The organism is Nocardia bhagyanarayanae (assembly GCF_006716565.1).
Classification (GTDB): domain Bacteria; phylum Actinomycetota; class Actinomycetes; order Mycobacteriales; family Mycobacteriaceae; genus Nocardia; species Nocardia bhagyanarayanae.
On sequence record NZ_VFPG01000001.1, the window covers coordinates 5,286,501 to 5,303,846 of the forward strand.

Annotated in this window: 17 protein-coding genes; 13 read left to right on the forward strand and 4 right to left on the reverse strand. The window is 68.1% G+C overall.

The genetic code is table 11. The features are described from left to right. Positions 1 to 765 precede the first annotated feature (765 nt). From FB390_RS23060 to FB390_RS33970, 6 genes are all read left to right on the forward strand, one after another. A complete protein-coding gene (locus FB390_RS23060; protein ID WP_141810819.1) occupies positions 766 to 1,179 on the forward strand; it encodes a DUF7144 family membrane protein in 414 nt (137 codons plus the stop codon). A 113-nt stretch (positions 1,180 to 1,292) separates the two neighbouring features. Beyond that, positions 1,293 to 1,616, forward strand: a complete 324-nt coding sequence (locus tag FB390_RS23065; protein WP_141810820.1) for a hypothetical protein — start codon at positions 1,293 to 1,295, stop codon at positions 1,614 to 1,616. Positions 1,617 to 1,823: 207 nt separating this feature from the next. Continuing rightward, positions 1,824 to 3,152 carry a lipase family protein gene (locus tag FB390_RS23070; protein ID WP_141810821.1) on the forward strand — a complete coding sequence of 443 codons (1,329 nt, stop codon included), beginning with the start codon at positions 1,824 to 1,826 and terminating at the stop codon, positions 3,150 to 3,152. Between the two features lie 69 nt (positions 3,153 to 3,221). Further along, positions 3,222 to 4,817, forward strand: a complete 1,596-nt coding sequence (locus FB390_RS23075) for a GMC oxidoreductase (protein WP_141810822.1) — start codon at positions 3,222 to 3,224, stop codon at positions 4,815 to 4,817. Between the two features lie 81 nt (positions 4,818 to 4,898). Beyond that, the gene (locus FB390_RS23080) at positions 4,899 to 5,570 is read left to right on the forward strand and encodes a TetR/AcrR family transcriptional regulator (RefSeq protein WP_141810823.1); all 672 of its coding nucleotides are present in this window, start codon (positions 4,899 to 4,901) and stop codon (positions 5,568 to 5,570) included. Between the two features lie 112 nt (positions 5,571 to 5,682). After that, the gene (locus tag FB390_RS33970; RefSeq protein WP_221639348.1) at positions 5,683 to 6,126 is read left to right on the forward strand and encodes a nuclear transport factor 2 family protein; all 444 of its coding nucleotides are present in this window, start codon (positions 5,683 to 5,685) and stop codon (positions 6,124 to 6,126) included. A 2-nt stretch (positions 6,127 to 6,128) separates the two neighbouring features. Here the strand turns inward: FB390_RS33970 and FB390_RS23085 are convergent, their stop codons facing one another. Then, on the reverse strand, positions 6,129 to 6,878 hold the full coding sequence (locus FB390_RS23085; RefSeq protein ID WP_141810824.1) for a Mut7-C RNAse domain-containing protein: 750 nt from the start codon (positions 6,876 to 6,878) through the stop codon (positions 6,129 to 6,131). Positions 6,879 to 6,920: 42 nt separating this feature from the next. Here FB390_RS23085 and FB390_RS23090 point away from each other — a divergent pair, with 42 nt between their 5' ends. Next, positions 6,921 to 8,030, forward strand: coding sequence for a CapA family protein (locus FB390_RS23090; RefSeq protein ID WP_425465873.1), 1,110 nt, complete (start codon positions 6,921 to 6,923; stop codon positions 8,028 to 8,030). Positions 8,031 to 8,053: 23 nt separating this feature from the next. Here the strand turns inward: FB390_RS23090 and FB390_RS23095 are convergent, their stop codons facing one another. Continuing rightward, complete coding sequence (locus FB390_RS23095; RefSeq protein ID WP_141810826.1) at positions 8,054 to 10,957, reverse strand: UPF0182 family protein; 2,904 nt, start codon at positions 10,955 to 10,957, stop codon at positions 8,054 to 8,056. Between the two features lie 139 nt (positions 10,958 to 11,096). Here FB390_RS23095 and FB390_RS23100 point away from each other — a divergent pair, with 139 nt between their 5' ends. Together FB390_RS23100 and FB390_RS23105 are read left to right on the forward strand one after the other, a co-directional pair. Beyond that, positions 11,097 to 12,257, forward strand: coding sequence for a glutamate--cysteine ligase 2 (locus tag FB390_RS23100; RefSeq protein WP_141810827.1), 1,161 nt, complete (start codon positions 11,097 to 11,099; stop codon positions 12,255 to 12,257). A gap of 29 nt (positions 12,258 to 12,286) precedes the next feature. Next, complete coding sequence (locus tag FB390_RS23105; RefSeq protein ID WP_141810828.1) at positions 12,287 to 12,913, forward strand: UdgX family uracil-DNA binding protein; 627 nt, start codon at positions 12,287 to 12,289, stop codon at positions 12,911 to 12,913. Between the two features lie 43 nt (positions 12,914 to 12,956). Here the strand turns inward: FB390_RS23105 and FB390_RS23110 are convergent, their stop codons facing one another. Further along, on the reverse strand, positions 12,957 to 13,190 hold the full coding sequence (locus FB390_RS23110; RefSeq protein WP_141810829.1) for a hypothetical protein: 234 nt from the start codon (positions 13,188 to 13,190) through the stop codon (positions 12,957 to 12,959). Positions 13,191 to 13,285: 95 nt separating this feature from the next. Here FB390_RS23110 and FB390_RS23115 point away from each other — a divergent pair, with 95 nt between their 5' ends. After that, positions 13,286 to 13,681: an ankyrin repeat domain-containing protein gene (locus FB390_RS23115; protein ID WP_221639349.1), complete on the forward strand. Its 396-nt coding sequence runs from the start codon at positions 13,286 to 13,288 to the stop codon at positions 13,679 to 13,681. 67 nt (positions 13,682 to 13,748) lie between these two features. Further along, complete coding sequence (locus FB390_RS23120; RefSeq protein WP_141810831.1) at positions 13,749 to 14,162, forward strand: nitroreductase family deazaflavin-dependent oxidoreductase; 414 nt, start codon at positions 13,749 to 13,751, stop codon at positions 14,160 to 14,162. Position 14,163: 1 nt separating this feature from the next. On the opposite strand, the gene FB390_RS23125 is transcribed toward FB390_RS23120, so the two are convergent. Then, positions 14,164 to 15,537, reverse strand: coding sequence for an FAD-dependent oxidoreductase (locus FB390_RS23125; RefSeq protein WP_141810832.1), 1,374 nt, complete (start codon positions 15,535 to 15,537; stop codon positions 14,164 to 14,166). Positions 15,538 to 15,713: 176 nt separating this feature from the next. On the opposite strand from FB390_RS23125, the gene FB390_RS23130 reads away from it, so the two are divergent. Both FB390_RS23130 and FB390_RS23135 read left to right on the forward strand, forming a co-directional pair. Then, on the forward strand, positions 15,714 to 16,046 hold the full coding sequence (locus FB390_RS23130) for a hypothetical protein (RefSeq protein ID WP_141810833.1): 333 nt from the start codon (positions 15,714 to 15,716) through the stop codon (positions 16,044 to 16,046). 148 nt (positions 16,047 to 16,194) lie between these two features. Then, on the forward strand, positions 16,195 to 17,325 hold the full coding sequence (locus tag FB390_RS23135; protein WP_185757142.1) for an IS4 family transposase: 1,131 nt from the start codon (positions 16,195 to 16,197) through the stop codon (positions 17,323 to 17,325). Positions 17,326 to 17,346 lie beyond the last annotated feature (21 nt).

Consider the following 17,346-nt stretch of genomic DNA (forward strand, 5'->3'; position numbering starts at 1 on the left):
GCTCCTTCGATCATGGTGAATTGGGCGTGACACAGTTAGCGGGCTGCCCGCCCGAACGTCGCACACGACCCGTCCGGAAGCGCTCCCCTTCAGTGTGCGCCAGCGCGGCACACAACGGGCGGGGTGTGCGGAAATCGGACCGACACGGTCCGGTGGAAGTAGTTTTCGATACCCACATTTGGAACACGCGAAAAGGGCTCGCCGGGTGCGTTACGACAGATCAATTGACGCGGGTCTGCTCGATCGCGTCGCGACTTCCGTCGGTGAGCGTGCCGATCTACCTGCGGGCATGATCGCGCAGGTGTCTCGAACTCCCCCTAGGAAGCCGACCGTGCGATGATATTGTGGTTTGGATCACACACAATGGCGTGTGTGATCCTGATCGTTGATACGCCCCCACCGCGAAGGCCGGTGGGATGTCCGAGAAAACTCGAGCCGTAGTCGCCGAAAATCCACGAGGAGTCGCCCGGCCAAGTCAGTCGTCCTCCGAAATCGCGGAGCAAGTATCGGATTCGCGGGCCGCTTGCCAGCTCGCACGCGTATGTGTATCCGCGCTTTTGGAGAACGTTCGGAGATATTCGAAATACCGTCCCGCTCATACACTTCGCACACACCCTGGATCGCCATACCCGGTACGGCGCGGTCCGGCGGGAGATTCGGGGAACCCGGATCGCTCGACCGGAACCAGTCGACGCACCCAGACCGCTCCGGCGGTCATGGGAGCCGAGCGAATCCCGACTTCACAGACCAGCGGAGGTGTGACCCATGACCAGGCCAACCGAAACCAACGATGTTCCCGTCAGCCAGGCCGTCGCGGCCGGGACGTCGATCGGCGCGGCATTCCTGCTGATGATCACCGGCATCGTGTCGATCCTGCAAGGCATCTCCGCGATCGCCAAAGACGAGATCTACGTGACCGGCCCCGAGTACATCTATCAGTTCAACACCACCGGCTGGGGCTGGGTGCATCTGATCCTCGGCATCCTCTTGGTGCTCGCCTCGCTCGGATTGATGGCGGGCGCGGCCTGGGCCAGGGTCGTCGCGGTGATCGTCGCGGGATTGTCCCTCCTCGGCAACTTCCTGTGGCTCCCCTACTACCCGTGGTGGTCGGTATTGGTGATCGCGCTCGACGTCGTGGTGATCTGGGCCGTCACGACGTGGCAGCCGAATCGCCTCTGAATCGGCCGGATCCACGCCGCCGCCGCACCCGAGCGCATGGGATGGCGGCGGCGTTTCACGTCCGGCCTTCGGCGCCGCTGGGCTGACGTGGCTCGGGCTTGGAAACTGAAGGGATGACGCACTCAGAGCTGAATGCCCGACCGCAGTGGCGACGGACCGGGATCGCGAAATTCCCCGTTGCCGCGGTCGTCGACGGCTCGTGGTGGGTCCTGCGGCTCAACGGGTTTCCCGATCACCCGCTCTGGACGCTTTTCGTCGACGGCGCGCGGCGTTTCGACATCGACGACGCGCCATCGGCGTGGCGACCAGGCCTTGGTGAATCCACTCCCCTGCTGGACTCCGCGACGGCGGAGAAGGCCGTGGCGCCGATTCGGAGCTTTGTCGCCTACGGCAGCGAAGTCGGCGATCCGTGCGACGACCCGTTCTGCTGCGGTTGACGCGATTCTGCGCGACGTGCGGTCGAACCGGCCGCGCCTGAGCAGATCTGGGAGCAACCAAATCTGATACCGAGAAGATTCACACCTCTCAGTAACCATGTTACTGTACCGTCCGTCGCGGCTGTGACGGGTGTCATGCATCCGGCGCTGTGCGACGCAGGACACTCCGGCGACGGCGTCGGGGGTGAACTTCACGGAGAGTTATCGATGCAGCGAGTGCACGGAAGGCGGTCGCTGTCGCGGGCCGCCCGGATGGCGGCGGCGGTGGCCGTTGCCTGCGCTACGGCGGTGGCCGGGGTCGGGGTGGACGTCACCAGAGCGGCGGCCGACGAGGTCGGCGCCTTCTACACCCCGCCCGCGCAGATTCCGTCGGAGCCGGGCGCGATCATCAAAACCCAGCCGATGCCACTGTTCGCGACCGCGCCGACCCTCGAGGGCTGGCCGGGCCAGGCCCAGCACGTCATGTACACCACGCGGTTCCAGGACGGGTCGCCCGTCGCGGTGACCGGAACGTTCATCGACGCCACCGGCCCGTGGCAGGGCCCGGGACCGCGACCGACCGTGGTCATCGGTCCCGGCACCTCGGGCCAAGCCGACCGCTGCGCGATGTCGGTGGCGTTCTCGACCGGAATGGCGCTGTTCACCGACCCCTCGCCGGGACTGTCGGCGAATCAGGAACTGCCGTCGTCGGCGGTGTGGAGCTCGCTGGGCGCCCGGGTCCTGGTGACCGACTACATCGGCCTCGGGACGCCCGGTATCCATACGTTCGCCAATCGCATCGAGGGCGCGCACGCCCTGCTCGACGGCGCCAGAGCGGCCAACCATTTGGCGGGCGTCGGACCCGAGACCCCCGTGGTCTTCTGGGGCTACTCCCAAGGCGGTGGCGCGGCGGCCGCGGCGGCGGAGATGCAGCCGAGCTACGCGCCGGAACTGAATCTCAAGGGCACCTGGGCCGGTGGTCCCGTCGCGGATCTGGCGAAGATTCTCGAGCGCATCGACGGCGCGCTGATCGGCGGCGCGATCGGCTTCGCCATCAACGGCATGCTCGCCCGCTACCCCGATCTGCACAGGGCGGTCGACCGCGTGACCAGCCCCGCCGGACGCGCCATGCTGGACACGCTCAGCACCTCGTGCATCGGCGACGTCATCACCCATCAGCCATTCCTGCGGACCAACTCGATGACGATCGACGGCCGATCGCTCACCGAACACCTGCACGCGATCCCGGAAGCGGGTCCCGCCCTGAGCGAACTGCGCGTCGGCACCATGAAGCCCAGCACGCCGGTCCTGATCACCAGCGGCCTCAACGACGACACAGTCCCCTACAACCAGGCTCGCCAACTCGCCGAGGACTGGTGCGCCAAAGGCGCCACCGTCACCTTCCGCACCAACGACCTGCCGCCGATCTTCCCCGGCGCCACGATCCCGAATCACTTCGGGCCGGAACTCATCGACGGCTTCGGCCCCGACAACGCGATCACCTACCTCCTCGATCGCCTCGCCGACAAGCCCGTCTCCGGCTGCACCATCGACTGAATTCTCCTGGCGCCCAGGGACATCGGTGTCCCTGGGCGTGAGTCCAACGATCCTCGTGAAGGTCCTGTGATGACTGCTGTTTCGCGCCGGTCGATGCTGACCGGTGCCGCCGCTGCCGGCGCCGTACTGCTCGGCGTCCGCTCGATCGGTTCGCCTGCCCCGGTCGCCGCCCGGGTCCACACCGTCCCACTGACCTACGAAGAGCACCGCGTCGTGGTGGTCGGCTCCGGTTTCGGCGGCGGAGTCAGCGCGCTGCGCCTGGCGGAAGCGGGCGTGCCGGTGACGGTGCTCGAGCGCGGGTTGCGCTGGCCCACCGGCCCGAATGCCGAAACCTTCCCCCGCGCCTCCGCACCCGACAAGCGGTTGCTGTGGTGCCGGTCGAGTCCGAACCTCTTCGGCAGGCCGCTGGTATTCGAGCCTTACACCGGTCTGGTGGAGGCGGTGCCGGGGGTGAACATGACGGCTCTGTGCGCGGCGGGCGTCGGTGGCGGGTCGCTGGTCTACCAGGGCATGTCGCTGCAACCCTCGGAAGCGGTGTTCGACACGCATTTTCCGCAGGAGCTCGACTGGGCGACCATGAACCGGGTGCACTATCCGCGGGTGGCGCGGATGCTCGGCCTGGCCGAAGCGCCCGACGAGTTGATCGAGACCGAGAACTATCGGGCGGCGCGCGTCTTCGCCGACCGGGTGCGCCGGGCCGGGATGCCACTGTCGAAGATTCCGATGCCGATCGATTGGGATTTCGCGCTCGCCGAGCTGCGCGGTGAGATGAAGGCGTCCTACACCAACGGCGACGGCGCGATGGGCGTGAACAACGGCGGCAAGCACTCCGTCGACGTCACCTACATCGCCGCCGCCGAAGCCACCGGACTGGTGCGGGTGGAAACGCTGCACGAGGTCACCGATGTCGAGCGCGCACCCGACGGCCGCTGGACGGTGCACGTGCAGCGCTTGGACACCACCGGCGCCGTGGTCGAGAACAAGATCCTCACCGCGCGCGCGTTGATCATGGCCGCCGGCAGTCTCAACACCACGCGGCTGCTGGTCCGCGCCGGCGCGAAGGGTCTGATCCCCGACCTGCCGGACGGCCTCGGTCAGGGTTGGGGCACCAACGCCGACCGCATCTACGTCTGGACCGACCCGTCCGCGGAATTCGGTGCGCCGCAAGGCGGTCCGGTGATCTACGGCAGCAAGAACTGGGCGGATCCGCGGGCCGCCTACACCGTGATCCAGGCATCCATCCCACCGCTCTCGCTCGACCCCGCCAGCACGATGCTGGTCGGCTACGGCGTCAGCGACGGACGCGGCGCGTTCACCTACGACGCGGCCCGCGACGACGCGATCCTGCACTGGCCCGAGCACGGCGACCGCGGCATCCAGGACAACCACATCGGTCCCGCGGTGCTCGAGATCGCCGGACCCGACGGCATGCTGCTCGACACCAACGCCCTGTTCCCCTCGACGTGGCATCCCCTCGGCGGCGCGAGCATGGGCGCGGTCTGCGATCTGGACGGCCGGGTGCACGACCAGCCGGGGCTCTACGTCCTCGACGGTGCGCTGATGCCGGGAAATACCGCGGCCTGCAATCCCTCGATGACCATCGCCGCGGTCGCCGAAAGGGCGTTGGACAACCTCGTCGCCCGCGACGTGGGCACGCGCATCTGACCGTGTCCACCGAGCCGCCCGGTGCCGCGGCTCGGCGGTGCGGCGCCCGCGGTCGTCCGGCGCCTGGATTACGGTTGGCAGGTGGCCAGGACAGGTGAGACCGACACGGCGACCAAGATCATCGACACCGTGCTGTCGCTGCTCGACTCCGACGGTTACGACGCGGTGCAATTGCGCCCTGTCGCGAAGCAGGCGCACGTCTCGCTGGCCACGGTCTACAAGCTGTATCCGACACGGGACGAGCTGATACTCGCCGCGGTCGAACAGTGGATGGCCACCAACATCTACACCGAACTGGCGCCGCCGTGCGAGAACGAGTCGCTGGCCGACGGTCTGCGGCGGTTGGTCCGGTACGTGTTCGAGCCGTGGGAACGCAACCCGCGAATGCTGACGGCCTACTACCGCGCGCGGTCCGGGCCCGGCGGTCAGCGGCTGGACACCCAGGGCTTCGACGCCGTCTTGCCCGCCGCGACCGCTCTCTTCACCGGGATCGACCCCGACTACATCGCCGACGTCGGGCTCGTCCTGAGCAATATGGTCTACGCCCTCGTCGGTCGCTTCGCCAACGAGGATCTGGCGATCACCGAGATCCTGCCCGCGCTCGAACGAACCATCGTCCGGCTCACCGCAAACAACGAGCCGCTCGCGGCGGCCGCCGGATCACCCGCTCCGGACTCGCCACCCTTCACCTGGAGCCCCTCGATCGTCTCGCCGTACTCCCCCGGCCCGGAAAGCGCCGAGCAACCGTCGTAGCGGTTCGACGCGTCCAGTGCGGATCACGTTGCGAGTGCGGGATTTCCGGCGCAGCGCGAGAACGTGTTCTAGTGTGGGTCGACGTCCGCCATATCGGAGCTTCGGAGGCACCGTGCTGTCATTGCAGGAGATTTCGGACCGGCTCGAGATCGAGGACCTCATGGTCCGGTACTCGCATGCCGTCGACACGCGGCAGTGGGACCTACTCGACGAGATCTTCACCGCCGACGCCCACATCGATTACACGGCCATGGGCGGACCCGCGGGCGATCTGGCTTCCACCAAGCAGTTCCTCGCCGCCGTCATGCCGAACTTCCCCGCCTTCCAGCACCTGGTGAGCAACTCCTCGATCACGGTGAACGGCGACACCGCGTCGGCACGCACCATGTGCCACAACCCGATGCTCGTCGCGGGCGAGAACGGCGCGCAGAGTCTCATGCTGTGCGGGCTCTGGTACCTGGACACCTTCGCCCGCGTCGACGGGCACTGGCGCATCCGGCAGCGCGTCGAGGAGAAGAGCTACATGTTCCTCGCGCAACAGGTCGGCGGGGCATGACCTCATGAACTCGCGGCGCGTATCCGGGCGACCATGTCGTCGAGGCGACGCTGATGCGATCCCTGCCAGTAGACGCGGCCGCAGTCCGCGCACTGGCGGAAGGTGTCGTAGTAGCGGCGGGTGAGTGGTTGGAGCCGGTCGACGATGTCCTGCTTGGCGACATCGGTGACGCGGCCGCCGCAGCGCAGGCAGCGACTGAACGGTGCGAGCCGATCGGTCAGATCCAGTCGGCGGATCAGCTCGACGATCTGCTCGAACGGGCGGTCCGCGTGCACGAACACGCCATGCGTGACGGCGCGCCGAGCGAGCAGCCCGCGGTCGCGGGTGAGCAAAATGCGATGCTCGGCGGCCGCGAGTTCGGCGAGTTCGGCGTCGTCGGCGTCCCATTCGCAGCGAGCGTCGAGTCCCATCAGTCGCATGAGCCGCGCCAGCCCGCCCAGATTGACATCGACGACGAAGCGCGGATCTCGTAGCGGGCGGGCGCGCACCCGGGTCAGCGGACCGACGTCCAGCGTTTCGAACATCGGGTACACCGCGAGCCGATCGCCGGGACGCGGGTGGTGAGCGAAGTCGACGGAAACACCGTTCACCAGCATCAGATCGATCTCGGTGTGCGGAATGCCTGCGGCTTCCACGATGTCCTTCACGGTCTGGTGCGGGCGCATCGGCCGCCGCTGCGCCGTGTACCGGAGGTCCGGGTGCAGGAAGTCGTTCAGCTCGGCGTAGACGCGCAACTCGACACCGGCGGTCATACGACCATTGTCGTCCCCCGGACCGGCGCGGGTGGGCGCTCGGTGATCGACAATGGTGGTATGCCGACGGTGCTGCTCGGCGGCGATGTCATGCTGGGCCGCGGGGTGGATCAGATCCTGCCGCATCCCGGCGACCCGCTGCTGTGCGAACGGTATGTCCGCGACGCGCGGATGTACGTCGAACTGGCCGAGGAGGCGAACGGCGCGTTCGCCCGTCCGGTGGATTTCCGGAGGCTGTGGGGCGATGCCCTGCCGCTGCTCGCGCAGGCCGACGCGCGACTGATCAACCTCGAAACCGCCATCACCGCCGACGGGACGTTCGCACCCGCCAAGGGCATCCACTATCGGATGCGGCCGGACAACATCCCGGTGCTGACCTGCGTCGCGCCGGTCGTCTGCGCGCTGGCCAACAATCATGTGCTCGATTTCGGCGCGCACGGGCTGACCGACACCCTCGACACCCTCGATGCCGCGGGCGTCGACCACGCCGGAGCGGGAAGGGATCTCGACGGCGCCCGCGCCCCGGCGACCGCGGATCTCGGCGACGGCAGCCGGGCGGTGATCGTCTCGGTCGCCGCCGGATCGAGCGGGGTGCCGGAATACTGGGCGGCGCGCCACGATCGGCTCGGACTGTGGCGGATCGGCGAGACGCCGAGCGCCACCGCCGCCGACGAGGTGGCCGCCGCGGTGCTGGCCGCCACCCGTGATCGGGACGTCGCGATCGTCTCGATCCACTGGGGACCCAACTGGGGCTACCGCGTGACGCACAGCGAACAGCGCTTCGCGCGCCGGCTGATCGACGCGGGAGTCGATGTGGTGCACGGACATTCGGCGCACCATCCGCGACCGATCGAGATCTACCGCGGCAAACCGATTCTGTACGGGTGCGGCGATGTCGTCGACGACTACGAAGGCATCCACGGTCACGAGAGCTACCGCACCGATCTTCGCCTGCTGTTCCTGGTCGACCTGGATTCCGGAGCGGTGCGGCTGCGCATGATTCCACTGCGGATGCGGCGCATGCGCCTGGAAACGGCCGGACCGGACGAGGCGCGGTGGCTGTGCGAGACGATCCGGGAGATCAGCCGCGGGTTCGGCACGCGGGTCGTCGCGCAGCCCGACGGCCTCCCGGTGGTGTATCGCGAAGACTGACGAATACCGTTCGGCGGCAAGGACTATCGGCCGGGAATGCCGAGTTCGTTCAGCTGCTGCTGGAGACGATCGAGCGCTTCGCGCATGGCGTCGATCTGCGCGTTGAGCTCGGCGAGTTTCGCCTGATCCACCGGTGGCGGAGCCGCCTGAGCCTGGGGCGGTGGCGGCCCCGGTAGCGGCTGCTGTCCCGGTGGCGGTGGCGCCGCGGGCCCACCGCCGGGCGCGGTGGCGAGCCGGCCCGTTTCGGGGCCGAAGACTTGGACGAGCGCCTCGGCGATGGTCGGGGCGTAACCGACGAGGACACCGCCGGTGCCGGGTTCGCGATAGCTGACGAGCACCCGGGCCAGCTGCGGGAACGTGGATCCGTTGGGCGTGTTCGAGATTCGCTCGGTGAACAGCGGTTCGACATAGAGCACGCCGCCGTCGGCGATCGGCAACGTCAGCAGGTTGCCGTATTGGATCCGGTTCGAGCGCTCCAGCAGTGTCCGCTCGGAGGCGACCCTGGTGTCGGAGATCATCGAGTTCTGGATCTGCTGTGGCCCCTGGGTGAGGGTGTCGGTGGGCAGCTGCAGGACGGTGATCTTGCCGTAGTTCTCCGGATCGGAGTCCGCGGAGACGTAGGCCGAGAGGAATTCCCTGTTGAACCCGACCATCGCGGTGGCGAGCCGGAACGTCGGCTCGGCGCTACCGGGGTCGCCGACCAGGACGTAGAACGGGGGCTGGTGCGGGTTGGTCTCGACGGTGGGATCGCTGGGCACCGACCAGAAAGCGTTGGTGGTGAAGAACTCTCGTGGTTCGTCCACGTGATATTTGGCCAGCATCTCGCGTTGGATCTTGAACTGGTCCTCCGGGTAGCGGAAGTGCGCGCGCAACTCGTCGGTGATCGACTCCTCGGGTTCGACCGTGCCTGGGAATACCTTCATCCACGCGGCGAGCACCGGGTCGTCCTGGTCGACCTGATAGAGGGTGACGGTGCCGTCGTAGGCGTCGACGGTGGCCTTGATCGAGTTTCGCAGGTAGGAGATGTCGTGCGATCGCCCACCGGTCTCGCCGGGCGGCTCGAGCATGTCGAGCGAGGTGTGCTTGGCGTAGGGGTAGCCGTCGATGGTGGTGTAGGCGTCGACGATCCAGACGATCCGCCCGTTCACGACCGCGGGATAGGGGTTGTGGTCGGTCGTCAACCAAGGGGCGACGAGTTCGACGCGGTGGCGCGGATCGCGATTGAAGATGATCTTGGAACCGTCACCGATCGCCTTGGAGAAGATGATGTTTCGTTCGGCGTAGAAGATGGTGAAGGCCATCCGGTTCAACCAGTTCCCGATCGGCACGCCGCCGGCGCCGGTGTAGGTGTATTTCGTCGCGTCGGTGTCGTATTCGCGTGGCTCGGTGCCACCGCCGACGATGGCGTAGTCGGGGTCCGACTCGGCGATCACTTCGCCGAAGTAGATGCGCGGCTGATCGACCGGAATCACCTGCTGGCCGGAGGCCTGGGAGGCGATGTCGCTCACCGTGTAGATCGGGTATCCGCTGTTGCTGCTCGCGGCGTCGCCCGCGGCCTCACGCACCGCGGCGTTGACGCGGTTGGCGGGCGCGGCGACGAACCCGTTTCCGTGCGTGTAGACGGTGTGCCGATTGACCCAGTGCCGCTGGTTGCCGCTCAGCGCGTTCGGCGTCAGCTCGCGGGCGGCGACCACGTAATCGCGCAGTTCCCCGTCGATGCGGTAGCGATCGAGGTCGAGATGCGCGGGAAAGCTGTAGAAGTTCTTCAGCTGTTGCTGCTGGGTGAAGGTCCGCGAGAGCACATTCGGATCCAGCAGGCGCGCGTTGGCGATCGTGGTCACGTCCGCCGGCACTTCGGGCGGCGGTTTGGTGCCGATCCCCGGGTAGTCGCGGTATTCGACATGGTCGGCGCCGATTCCGTACGCCTGCCGGGTGGCCGTGATGTTGCGTTCGATGTAGACGCGCTCCATGTCGGCGGCGTTCGGGCGAACCGAGAGCTGCTCGACGAGCAGCGGCCAGACCGCGCCGACCAGGATCGAGGACAACAGCAGCAACGCGGCGGCCATCGCCGGGATGCGCAAGTCACGCACCACGACGGCGGCGAAGACCGCCGCGGCGCAGATGACGGCGATCGCGAACAGGATCAGCCGGGCGGGAAGCACCGCGTTGATGTCGGTGTAGCCGGGACCGGCGAAGGTGGGTTCCTTGCTTCGGGTGGACAGCAGCGAGTAGCGGTCCAGCCAGTAGGCGGCCGCCTTCAAAGCGATGAATGTGCCTGCCAGCACCGCGAGTTGGACGCGAGCCGCGTGGGTCAACCCGCCGCCGTTCCCGGAAAGGCGCAGGCCGCCGAACAGGTAGTGCGCCGCGAGGCAGGCGAGGAACGCGAGGACCGTCGCGACGAACAGCCAGTTGACCAGCAGCCGGTAGAAGGGCAGATCGAAGACGTAGAACCCGACATCGTGGCCGAACTCGGGATCCGTGAGTCCGAACGACCCGCCGTGGACGAACAGCTGAACCGTCACCCATCCCGACTGCCCGATCAGACCGCACAGCAGGCCCAACGCGGCGGCGATGCCGAGGCCGAACAGCCGCGGCCGCCGCAGCACCGCGGTGCGGTAGGGACGCAGAACATCCTCGTCCCCGGTGGCGGGCAGCACGAGCGGACGGAACCGGTACGCCAGCCACATCGCCGCGAACAGCGCGCCGCCGATCAGCAGAGCGACGAGGACGAACAGCGCGAGCCGGGTGAGCAGCACGGTGAGCCAGACGCCGCGAAAACCGACCTCCCCGAACCACATCCAGCTGACGTACGCGCCGACCAAGCGCGGAACGACGAGCAAGGTGGCGAGCAACAGGGCGGCCGTGATCACCAGCACCCGAGTGCTGCGCGGCAACCGCCGCAGGCCGAGACCGTCGCGTGTGCTCATCACCCACTCTCCCGTGGTCGCGCAGGCCGAGATCAGGCACGGCCGACGCGAGACCGTCTGGCCCGAGTCTACCGGCGCTGCCGCCAGAATTAGCGGGAGCTCGAGGCATAGCCTCAGGTCAGCGCGGTAACCTACCCACATGGACGTGGACTCGTCTACGGTCGGGGTCGAAGAGGAATTCCTCCTCGCCGATCCGCGCACCGGCGCGCCTACCGCCAAGAACGACGCGGTCGCCCGGACCGCCGAGGACCTCGGGCTGGACCTACAGCTGGAGCTGACGCGCTGTCAGATCGAGACGAACACCCGCGTCCACACCCGCACCGGCGAACTCGCCCAACAGCTGCGCGATCTGCGCCGCGGCGTCGCCTCCTGCGCCGAGATGAACGATGCCCGCCTGCTCGCCGTGGCGATCCCGCCGACGGTCCCGCTGCACTACCCGGTCACCGACACCCCGCGCTATCGCCGCATCGCCGACGGTTTCGGGATGCTCGCCCACGAGCAGGGTCTGTGCGGCTGCCATGTGCACGTCGCCGTACCCGATCGCGAGACCGCCGTGCAGGTGAGCAACTACCTGCGGCCGTGGCTGCCGCTGTTTCTCGCGCTGACCGCCAATTCGGCGATCTACCGCGGCGTGGAGACCGGATACAAGAGCTGGCGCAATATCCTGTGGCGACGCTGGCCCAGCGCGGGGCCGCCGCCCTACTTCGGTTGCGCGGACGACTACGACGATCTGGTCGCGATGATGCTGTCCAGCGGCATCATGCTCGACGAGAAGATGGTCTATTGGGACGTGCGCCGGTCGATCACCTATCCGACCGTGGAGATCCGGGTCAGCGATGTGCCCGCGACGGTGGCCGAGACGACCCTGCTCGCCACGCTGGTGCGCGCGACGGTGATCATGGCGCGTCAGTCGCTGGACGAGGGCAGAACGGCCCCGCCCGTCGCCGCGGAGATGCTGCGGGCGGCCTATTGGAAAGCGGCGCGCAGCGGCATCGACGGCGACGCGGTCGCGCCGATGGACGGTCGCGTGCTGCCCGCCCGCGAGCTGCTGGCCGAACTGGTGGAATACGTCGAGCCCGCACTGAAGGAACTCGGCGATCGCGAGTTCGTCGCCGACACCATCGCCGCCGTGCTCGAGCGCGGCAACGGCGCGACGCGTCAGCTGCGCGCCTTCCGTGCGGGCGGTGACGTCGCCGCGGTGGTCGCCGAACTGTCCGAGGCCACCCTGGAGGGCTGTGCGCTGCCCGAGGAGCCGCCGCTCGGTTTCGGTGAGGCGGGCGCGGGTAGTCCGCTCAGGTAATTGCCGATCGTCGGCGAAGGGAGCCGCTGATGGCTGCCGGGAAAGCCAAGGGCGCTGAGGAATTCGTCCCAGCGGGAGCGGATCTGGAAACCCTGCGCGCCGCCTCGTGCGGTTGTCAGGGCTGCGAGCTGTACCACGACGCGACGCAGACCGTGTTCGGCGAGGGGCCCGCGGACGCGTCCGTCTTCGTGGTCGGCGAACAGCCCGGCGACCGCGAGGACATCGAGGGACACCCCTTCGTCGGTCCCGCGGGCCGGTTGCTGGACAAAGCGCTCGAGGAAGTCGGCATCGACCGCGACACCGTCTACGTGACGAACGCGGTCAAGCACTTCAAATTCGAGGAGCGCGGCAAACGCCGGATCCACAAGACGCCGGGACGCACCGAGGTGGTCGCCTGCACGCCGTGGCTGACCGCCGAACTGGACGCCATCCACCCGGAGCTCGTGGTGTGTCTCGGCGCGGTCGCCGCCAAGGCGGTGCTCGGCCCCTCGTTCAAGGTGAGCGAGGAGCGCGGCAACGTGGTGTTCTCCGACGATTACCGGGTCGTCGCGACGGTGCACCCGTCGGCGGTGCTGCGCGCACCCGACCGCGACGCGGCCTACAAGGGATTCGTCGAGGATCTGCGCGCGGTGCGCGCCGCGATGGACGCGAGCTGAGCGGCGGGCCGCTTCCGGCCCGCCGCTCGACCCGCCTGCTGCCTCAGATGTGGTCGACGAGAGCCCGGTGACCTGCCTGGTGGGCGCAGTGCGCGCAGCAGTAGATCTGCTCGCCCGCCTGCACGCCGTGGCCGAGAATCCGGCACGAACAGTGCTCGCAGGTCGGCGCCAGCGCGCTGACCGCGCATTCGAAGCTGTCGAATGTCGCCGATGAGCCGTTTCGGGTGACCGTGAACGTCTTCTCGTAATCGTTGCCGCAGGTATCGCATACCGGCATCGAACTCGCCTCCTTGGGTGTCGTGGTTCCGGCGTGATCTGCTGGCGCGGTACCCGAGGTTGCCACGGCGAAACCGCCGAACCTGGTAGGAAGGTTTGGTGAGCCCAGACGATTCCGATGCGGACAAAGTGATCGAACTGGCGGGCAAGGTCTTCGACCTGGCGCGTCACGGCGACGCCGACGCGCTGGCCGCTTACGTCGACGCCGGAGTACCCGCGGACCTCACCAACGACAACGGCGACACGCTCGTCATGCTCGCCGCCTACCACGGCCACCGCGACGCGGTCGCGGTGCTGCTGGTGCGCGGCGCCGACCCCAACCGGGCCAACGACAAGGGCCAGACGCCACTGGCGGGCGCGGTGTTCAAGGGCGAGGACGAGATCGTCCGCCTGCTGGTCGCGGCGGGCGCCGATCCCGACGCGGGCACCCCGTCGGCACGCGACGCGGCCGCCATGTTCGGCAAGACGGAGCTGCTCGACGCGCTGAACTGAGCCGGGCGGAATTTCCGCGGCCGACCCCGGGTTGGCCGTGGTGCAACCGCGACCGGACAGGATCGAGATGAGCGATTTCAACGCACAGGTGATCGAGGAATTCCGCGCCAACGGCGGCCGCGTCGGCGGCATGTTCGAGGGCAGGACCAACATGGTTCTGATCACCACCACCGGGGCGAGGACCGGACGACAGGTCACCAACCCGCTGGTCTACCTGCCCGACGGTGACCGGATGGTGCTCGTCGCGTCCAACGGCGGCGCCGACCGGCATCCCGCCTGGTATCACAATCTGCGCGCGAAACCGGAACTCACCGTCGAGGTCGGCACCGAGAAGTTCGATGCCACGGCGGAATTCGTGACCGGCGCGGAACGCGATGAACTCTACGACCGGATGGTCGAGCTGATGCCCGCCTTCGGCGACTACCGCGCCAAGACCAGCCGCGTGATCCCGGTGATCGCGGTCCAGCGCGGCGACGGCTGACTCAGCCGCGCCGCCGCACCTCCGTCATCGCCTTGCGGGCCGCGACCAGCACCGGATCCCACACGGGCGAGAACGGCGGCGCGTAACCGAGATCCAGGGCGGTCATCTGCTCGACCGTCATCCGGGCGGTGAGCGCGACCGCGGCGATGTCGACCCGCTTGCCCGCGCCCTCGCGACCCACGATCTGCGTACCGAGCAACCGCCCGGTGCGCCGCTCGGCCAGCATCTTCACCGTCATGGGCGCGGGCTCGGGGTAATAGCCCGCGCGGCTGGTGGATTCGATCGTGACGGTCACGTACTGCAAGCCCGCCGCGTGCGCGTCCTTCTCACGCAGACCGGTCCTTGCCACCTCGAGATCGCAGACCTTGCTCACGGCGGTGCCGACCACCCCGGGGAAGGTCGCGTAGCCGCCGCCGATGTTCGCGCCGATGATCTGGCCGTGCTTGTTGGCATGGGTGCCGAGCGCGATGTGCCGCAGACGGCCGGAGACCAGATCGAGCACCTCCACGCAGTCGCCGCCTGCCCAGATGTTCTCGTGGCCGTGCACCCGCATGGACAGGTCGGTCACGAGACCGCCGTATTCGCCGAGCGGCAGACCCGCGGCGCGAGCCAGCGCGGTTTCGGGGCGGACACCGATGCCGAGCACCACGACGTCGGCCGGATATTCCCCGTCGGCGGTGGCGACGGCGCGGACACGGCCGCTGTCGTCGGTGCGTATCTCGGTCACCTCCGCATCGCTGACGATCTCGATTCCCAAGCCGCACATCGCCGTTCGGACCAGCGCACCCATATCCGGGTCGAGCGTCGACATCGGCTCGGCGCCGCGATGGAGGACCGTCACCTGGTAGCCGCGATTGATCAGCGCCTCCGCCATCTCCACGCCGATGTAGCCCGCCCCCACGACGACCGCCCGCTTGCCCTCCGTCGTGACGAGCGTGTCGATGAGCGCCTGCCCGTCGTCGAGGGTCTGCACGCCGTGCACGCCCTCGGCGTCGATGCCGGGCAGCGGGGGCCGGATCGGACGCGCGCCGGTGGCGATCACGAGTTGGTCGTAGCCGGTCCACGATTCGGCGCCGGAGCCGAGGTCACGGCTGCGCACCCGGCGTCCAGCGACATCGATCTCGAGCACCTCGGTGCGCAGGCGCAGATCGATGTCGCGGGCGCGGTGTTCCTCGGGGGTGCGCGCGATCAGCGAATCGCGTTCGGAGACAAGCCCGCCGACCCAGTACGGGATCCCGCACGCGGAGTAGGAAGTGAAGCAGCCGCGCTCGAACACGACGATCTCCAGGTCCCGCGGACCGGCCATGCGGCAGGCTTGCGAGGCGGCCGACATGCCCGTCGCGTCGGCGCCGATGACAACGAGACGTTCGATCATGACGATCACGCTACGTGGCGGACCGTCGCGGGCGCGCGAGGTGTCGGCGCGCTTGCGGGTCGGATTCGGGTGCGATAAGTTGCCCGTCGCTGGGGGCGGGGTCGTCCACGCGAGGCCGCCGCCGGGGGTCGTCGCGGGTCGTCCGGCTTCGCCCGGACGAAACAGGGGTGGTGACGATGGGTAGCGTACGAGAACTTCTCGCGGGGGTGGGAATTCCGCTGCTGGTGTTCGCGGCGGTGTCGTTCGTGCTGGCCGCGAGCTGGCGACTGGCGAATCCGCCGTCCGCAGATGCCGACCCGGCCGGGCGCTGGGACCGCAAACTCACCGATCTCGGCCTGGTGCTCGCGGCGGTCGGCGTCGTCGCCTCGGTGGCCGGGTTGGTTCCGGTGCGCTCCCCCGGCGGCGGCGAGCCGAGCAGTTCTTGCTCGGCCGGTGCGGCGACGCTCGGTTGGGAGCACCGGTCGACGGATGCGTGCACCCGTGCCGAGGGCAGCGATCCGGACCGCTGAATCCTTCTTCCCGGGGACGATCGTCCCCCGCTTCGCCCGCCGCTCCGCCGAGGCGGGAGTGCGCCGCTGACGGAAACTCCCTCGTCGAGACTGATTCTTGACTTTCCGATCGTTTACTTAACTGCGCCGACGTCGATATTCTCCAGCCGTGGCGCGTGCGGGACGGGCGCCGCCGCAGAGTGATCAGCGGCTGTCCGATCACATCGCATTAGCCGCGTTGACCAGGGTTTTCACGCCCGAGGTCGTCGACGCGGTGCTGGTCGAACATGGGCGGGTCGAACGCCGGAATCGCGTGCTGCCCGCTCGGGTGGTGGTCTACTACGTGCTCGCGCTGGCGCTGTTCGCATCCTGCTCGTACGAAGAGGTGATGCGGAAGCTCGTTTCCGGGCTCGGGTGGATCTCGGGACGGTCGCCCCCGACGACGATCCCGACGAAGGCAGCCTTGTTCCAGGCCCGTAGGCGCCTGGGCTCGGAACCGCTGCGCGCGTTGTACGAGAAGGTGGCGGTGTCACTGTTCGATGCGCGGGTTCCGGGTAGTTCCTACCGGTCCTGGCGACTGATGAGCCTCCACGCCTCGACCATCGATGTGCCCGCCAGCGAAGCGAATATCGAGCACTTCAGCCGGCCGATGTCTTCTCGGCCCGGCCGGGGCGGAGCGTTACCCCAGGTGCGCGTCCTCTGGCTGGTCGAGTGCGGTTCGCGCGCGATCATCGATGCCGCGCTCGGGACCCGCGAGCATCGCGAGCGGGAACTGACCGAATCCGTGGTGCGGTCGCTGTACCCGGGCATGCTGCTGCTCGCCGACCGAGCCTTTTTCAGTTACCGCCTGTGGGAACTGTGCCGTTCTTACGGCGCGGATCTGCTGTGGCGAGTGCGTTCGGATTCGGCGCTTCCCGTCGAAAGACGTTATCCGGATGGGTCTTTCGCTTCCCACATCTGTCCGGGAATGCGGGCGGCCCCGAAGGACACCGACGGAACCGCGGTGCGAGTCGTCGAGTTCGTCGGCACCGCTTTCGACGCCGACACGGACCGCGACCACGAGCGAATTCACCGACTGCTGACCACCATCCTTGATCCCGAGGCGGCGCCCGCCGGTGAGCTGGCCGAATTGTATTCACAGCGAAGGTATATCGGGCTCGAGACCTACCAACCCGGGCGCGGTGTGGTGTTGCGGTCGAAGACACCGGACGGAGTGATTCAGGAGATCTACGGCCACCTGTGTGTGCACTATGCGATCCGCAGCCTGCTGCGACCCGGAGCCGATCGAGTATCCCGTTAAGTAAACAGCCACAGCTCGATG

Bases quoted from the DNA above. Each gene is read 5' to 3' on its own strand.
- FB390_RS23060 (WP_141810819.1), top strand. From the start codon at position 766: ATGACCAGGCCAACCGAAACCAACGATGTTCCCGTCAGCCAGGCCGTC.
- FB390_RS23065 (WP_141810820.1), top strand. From the start codon at position 1,293: ATGACGCACTCAGAGCTGAATGCCCGACCGCAGTGGCGACGGACCGGG.
- FB390_RS23070 (WP_141810821.1), top strand. From the start codon at position 1,824: ATGCAGCGAGTGCACGGAAGGCGGTCGCTGTCGCGGGCCGCCCGGATG.
- FB390_RS23075 (WP_141810822.1), top strand. From the start codon at position 3,222: ATGACTGCTGTTTCGCGCCGGTCGATGCTGACCGGTGCCGCCGCTGCC.
- FB390_RS23085 (WP_141810824.1), bottom strand. From the start codon at position 6,878: ATGACCGCCGGTGTCGAGTTGCGCGTCTACGCCGAGCTGAACGACTTC.
- FB390_RS23095 (WP_141810826.1), bottom strand. From the start codon at position 10,957: ATGAGCACACGCGACGGTCTCGGCCTGCGGCGGTTGCCGCGCAGCACT.
- FB390_RS23100 (WP_141810827.1), top strand. From the start codon at position 11,097: ATGGACGTGGACTCGTCTACGGTCGGGGTCGAAGAGGAATTCCTCCTC.
- FB390_RS23105 (WP_141810828.1), top strand. From the start codon at position 12,287: ATGGCTGCCGGGAAAGCCAAGGGCGCTGAGGAATTCGTCCCAGCGGGA.
- FB390_RS23110 (WP_141810829.1), bottom strand. From the start codon at position 13,190: ATGCCGGTATGCGATACCTGCGGCAACGATTACGAGAAGACGTTCACG.
- FB390_RS23120 (WP_141810831.1), top strand. From the start codon at position 13,749: ATGAGCGATTTCAACGCACAGGTGATCGAGGAATTCCGCGCCAACGGC.
- FB390_RS23125 (WP_141810832.1), bottom strand. From the start codon at position 15,537: ATGATCGAACGTCTCGTTGTCATCGGCGCCGACGCGACGGGCATGTCG.
- FB390_RS23130 (WP_141810833.1), top strand. From the start codon at position 15,714: ATGGGTAGCGTACGAGAACTTCTCGCGGGGGTGGGAATTCCGCTGCTG.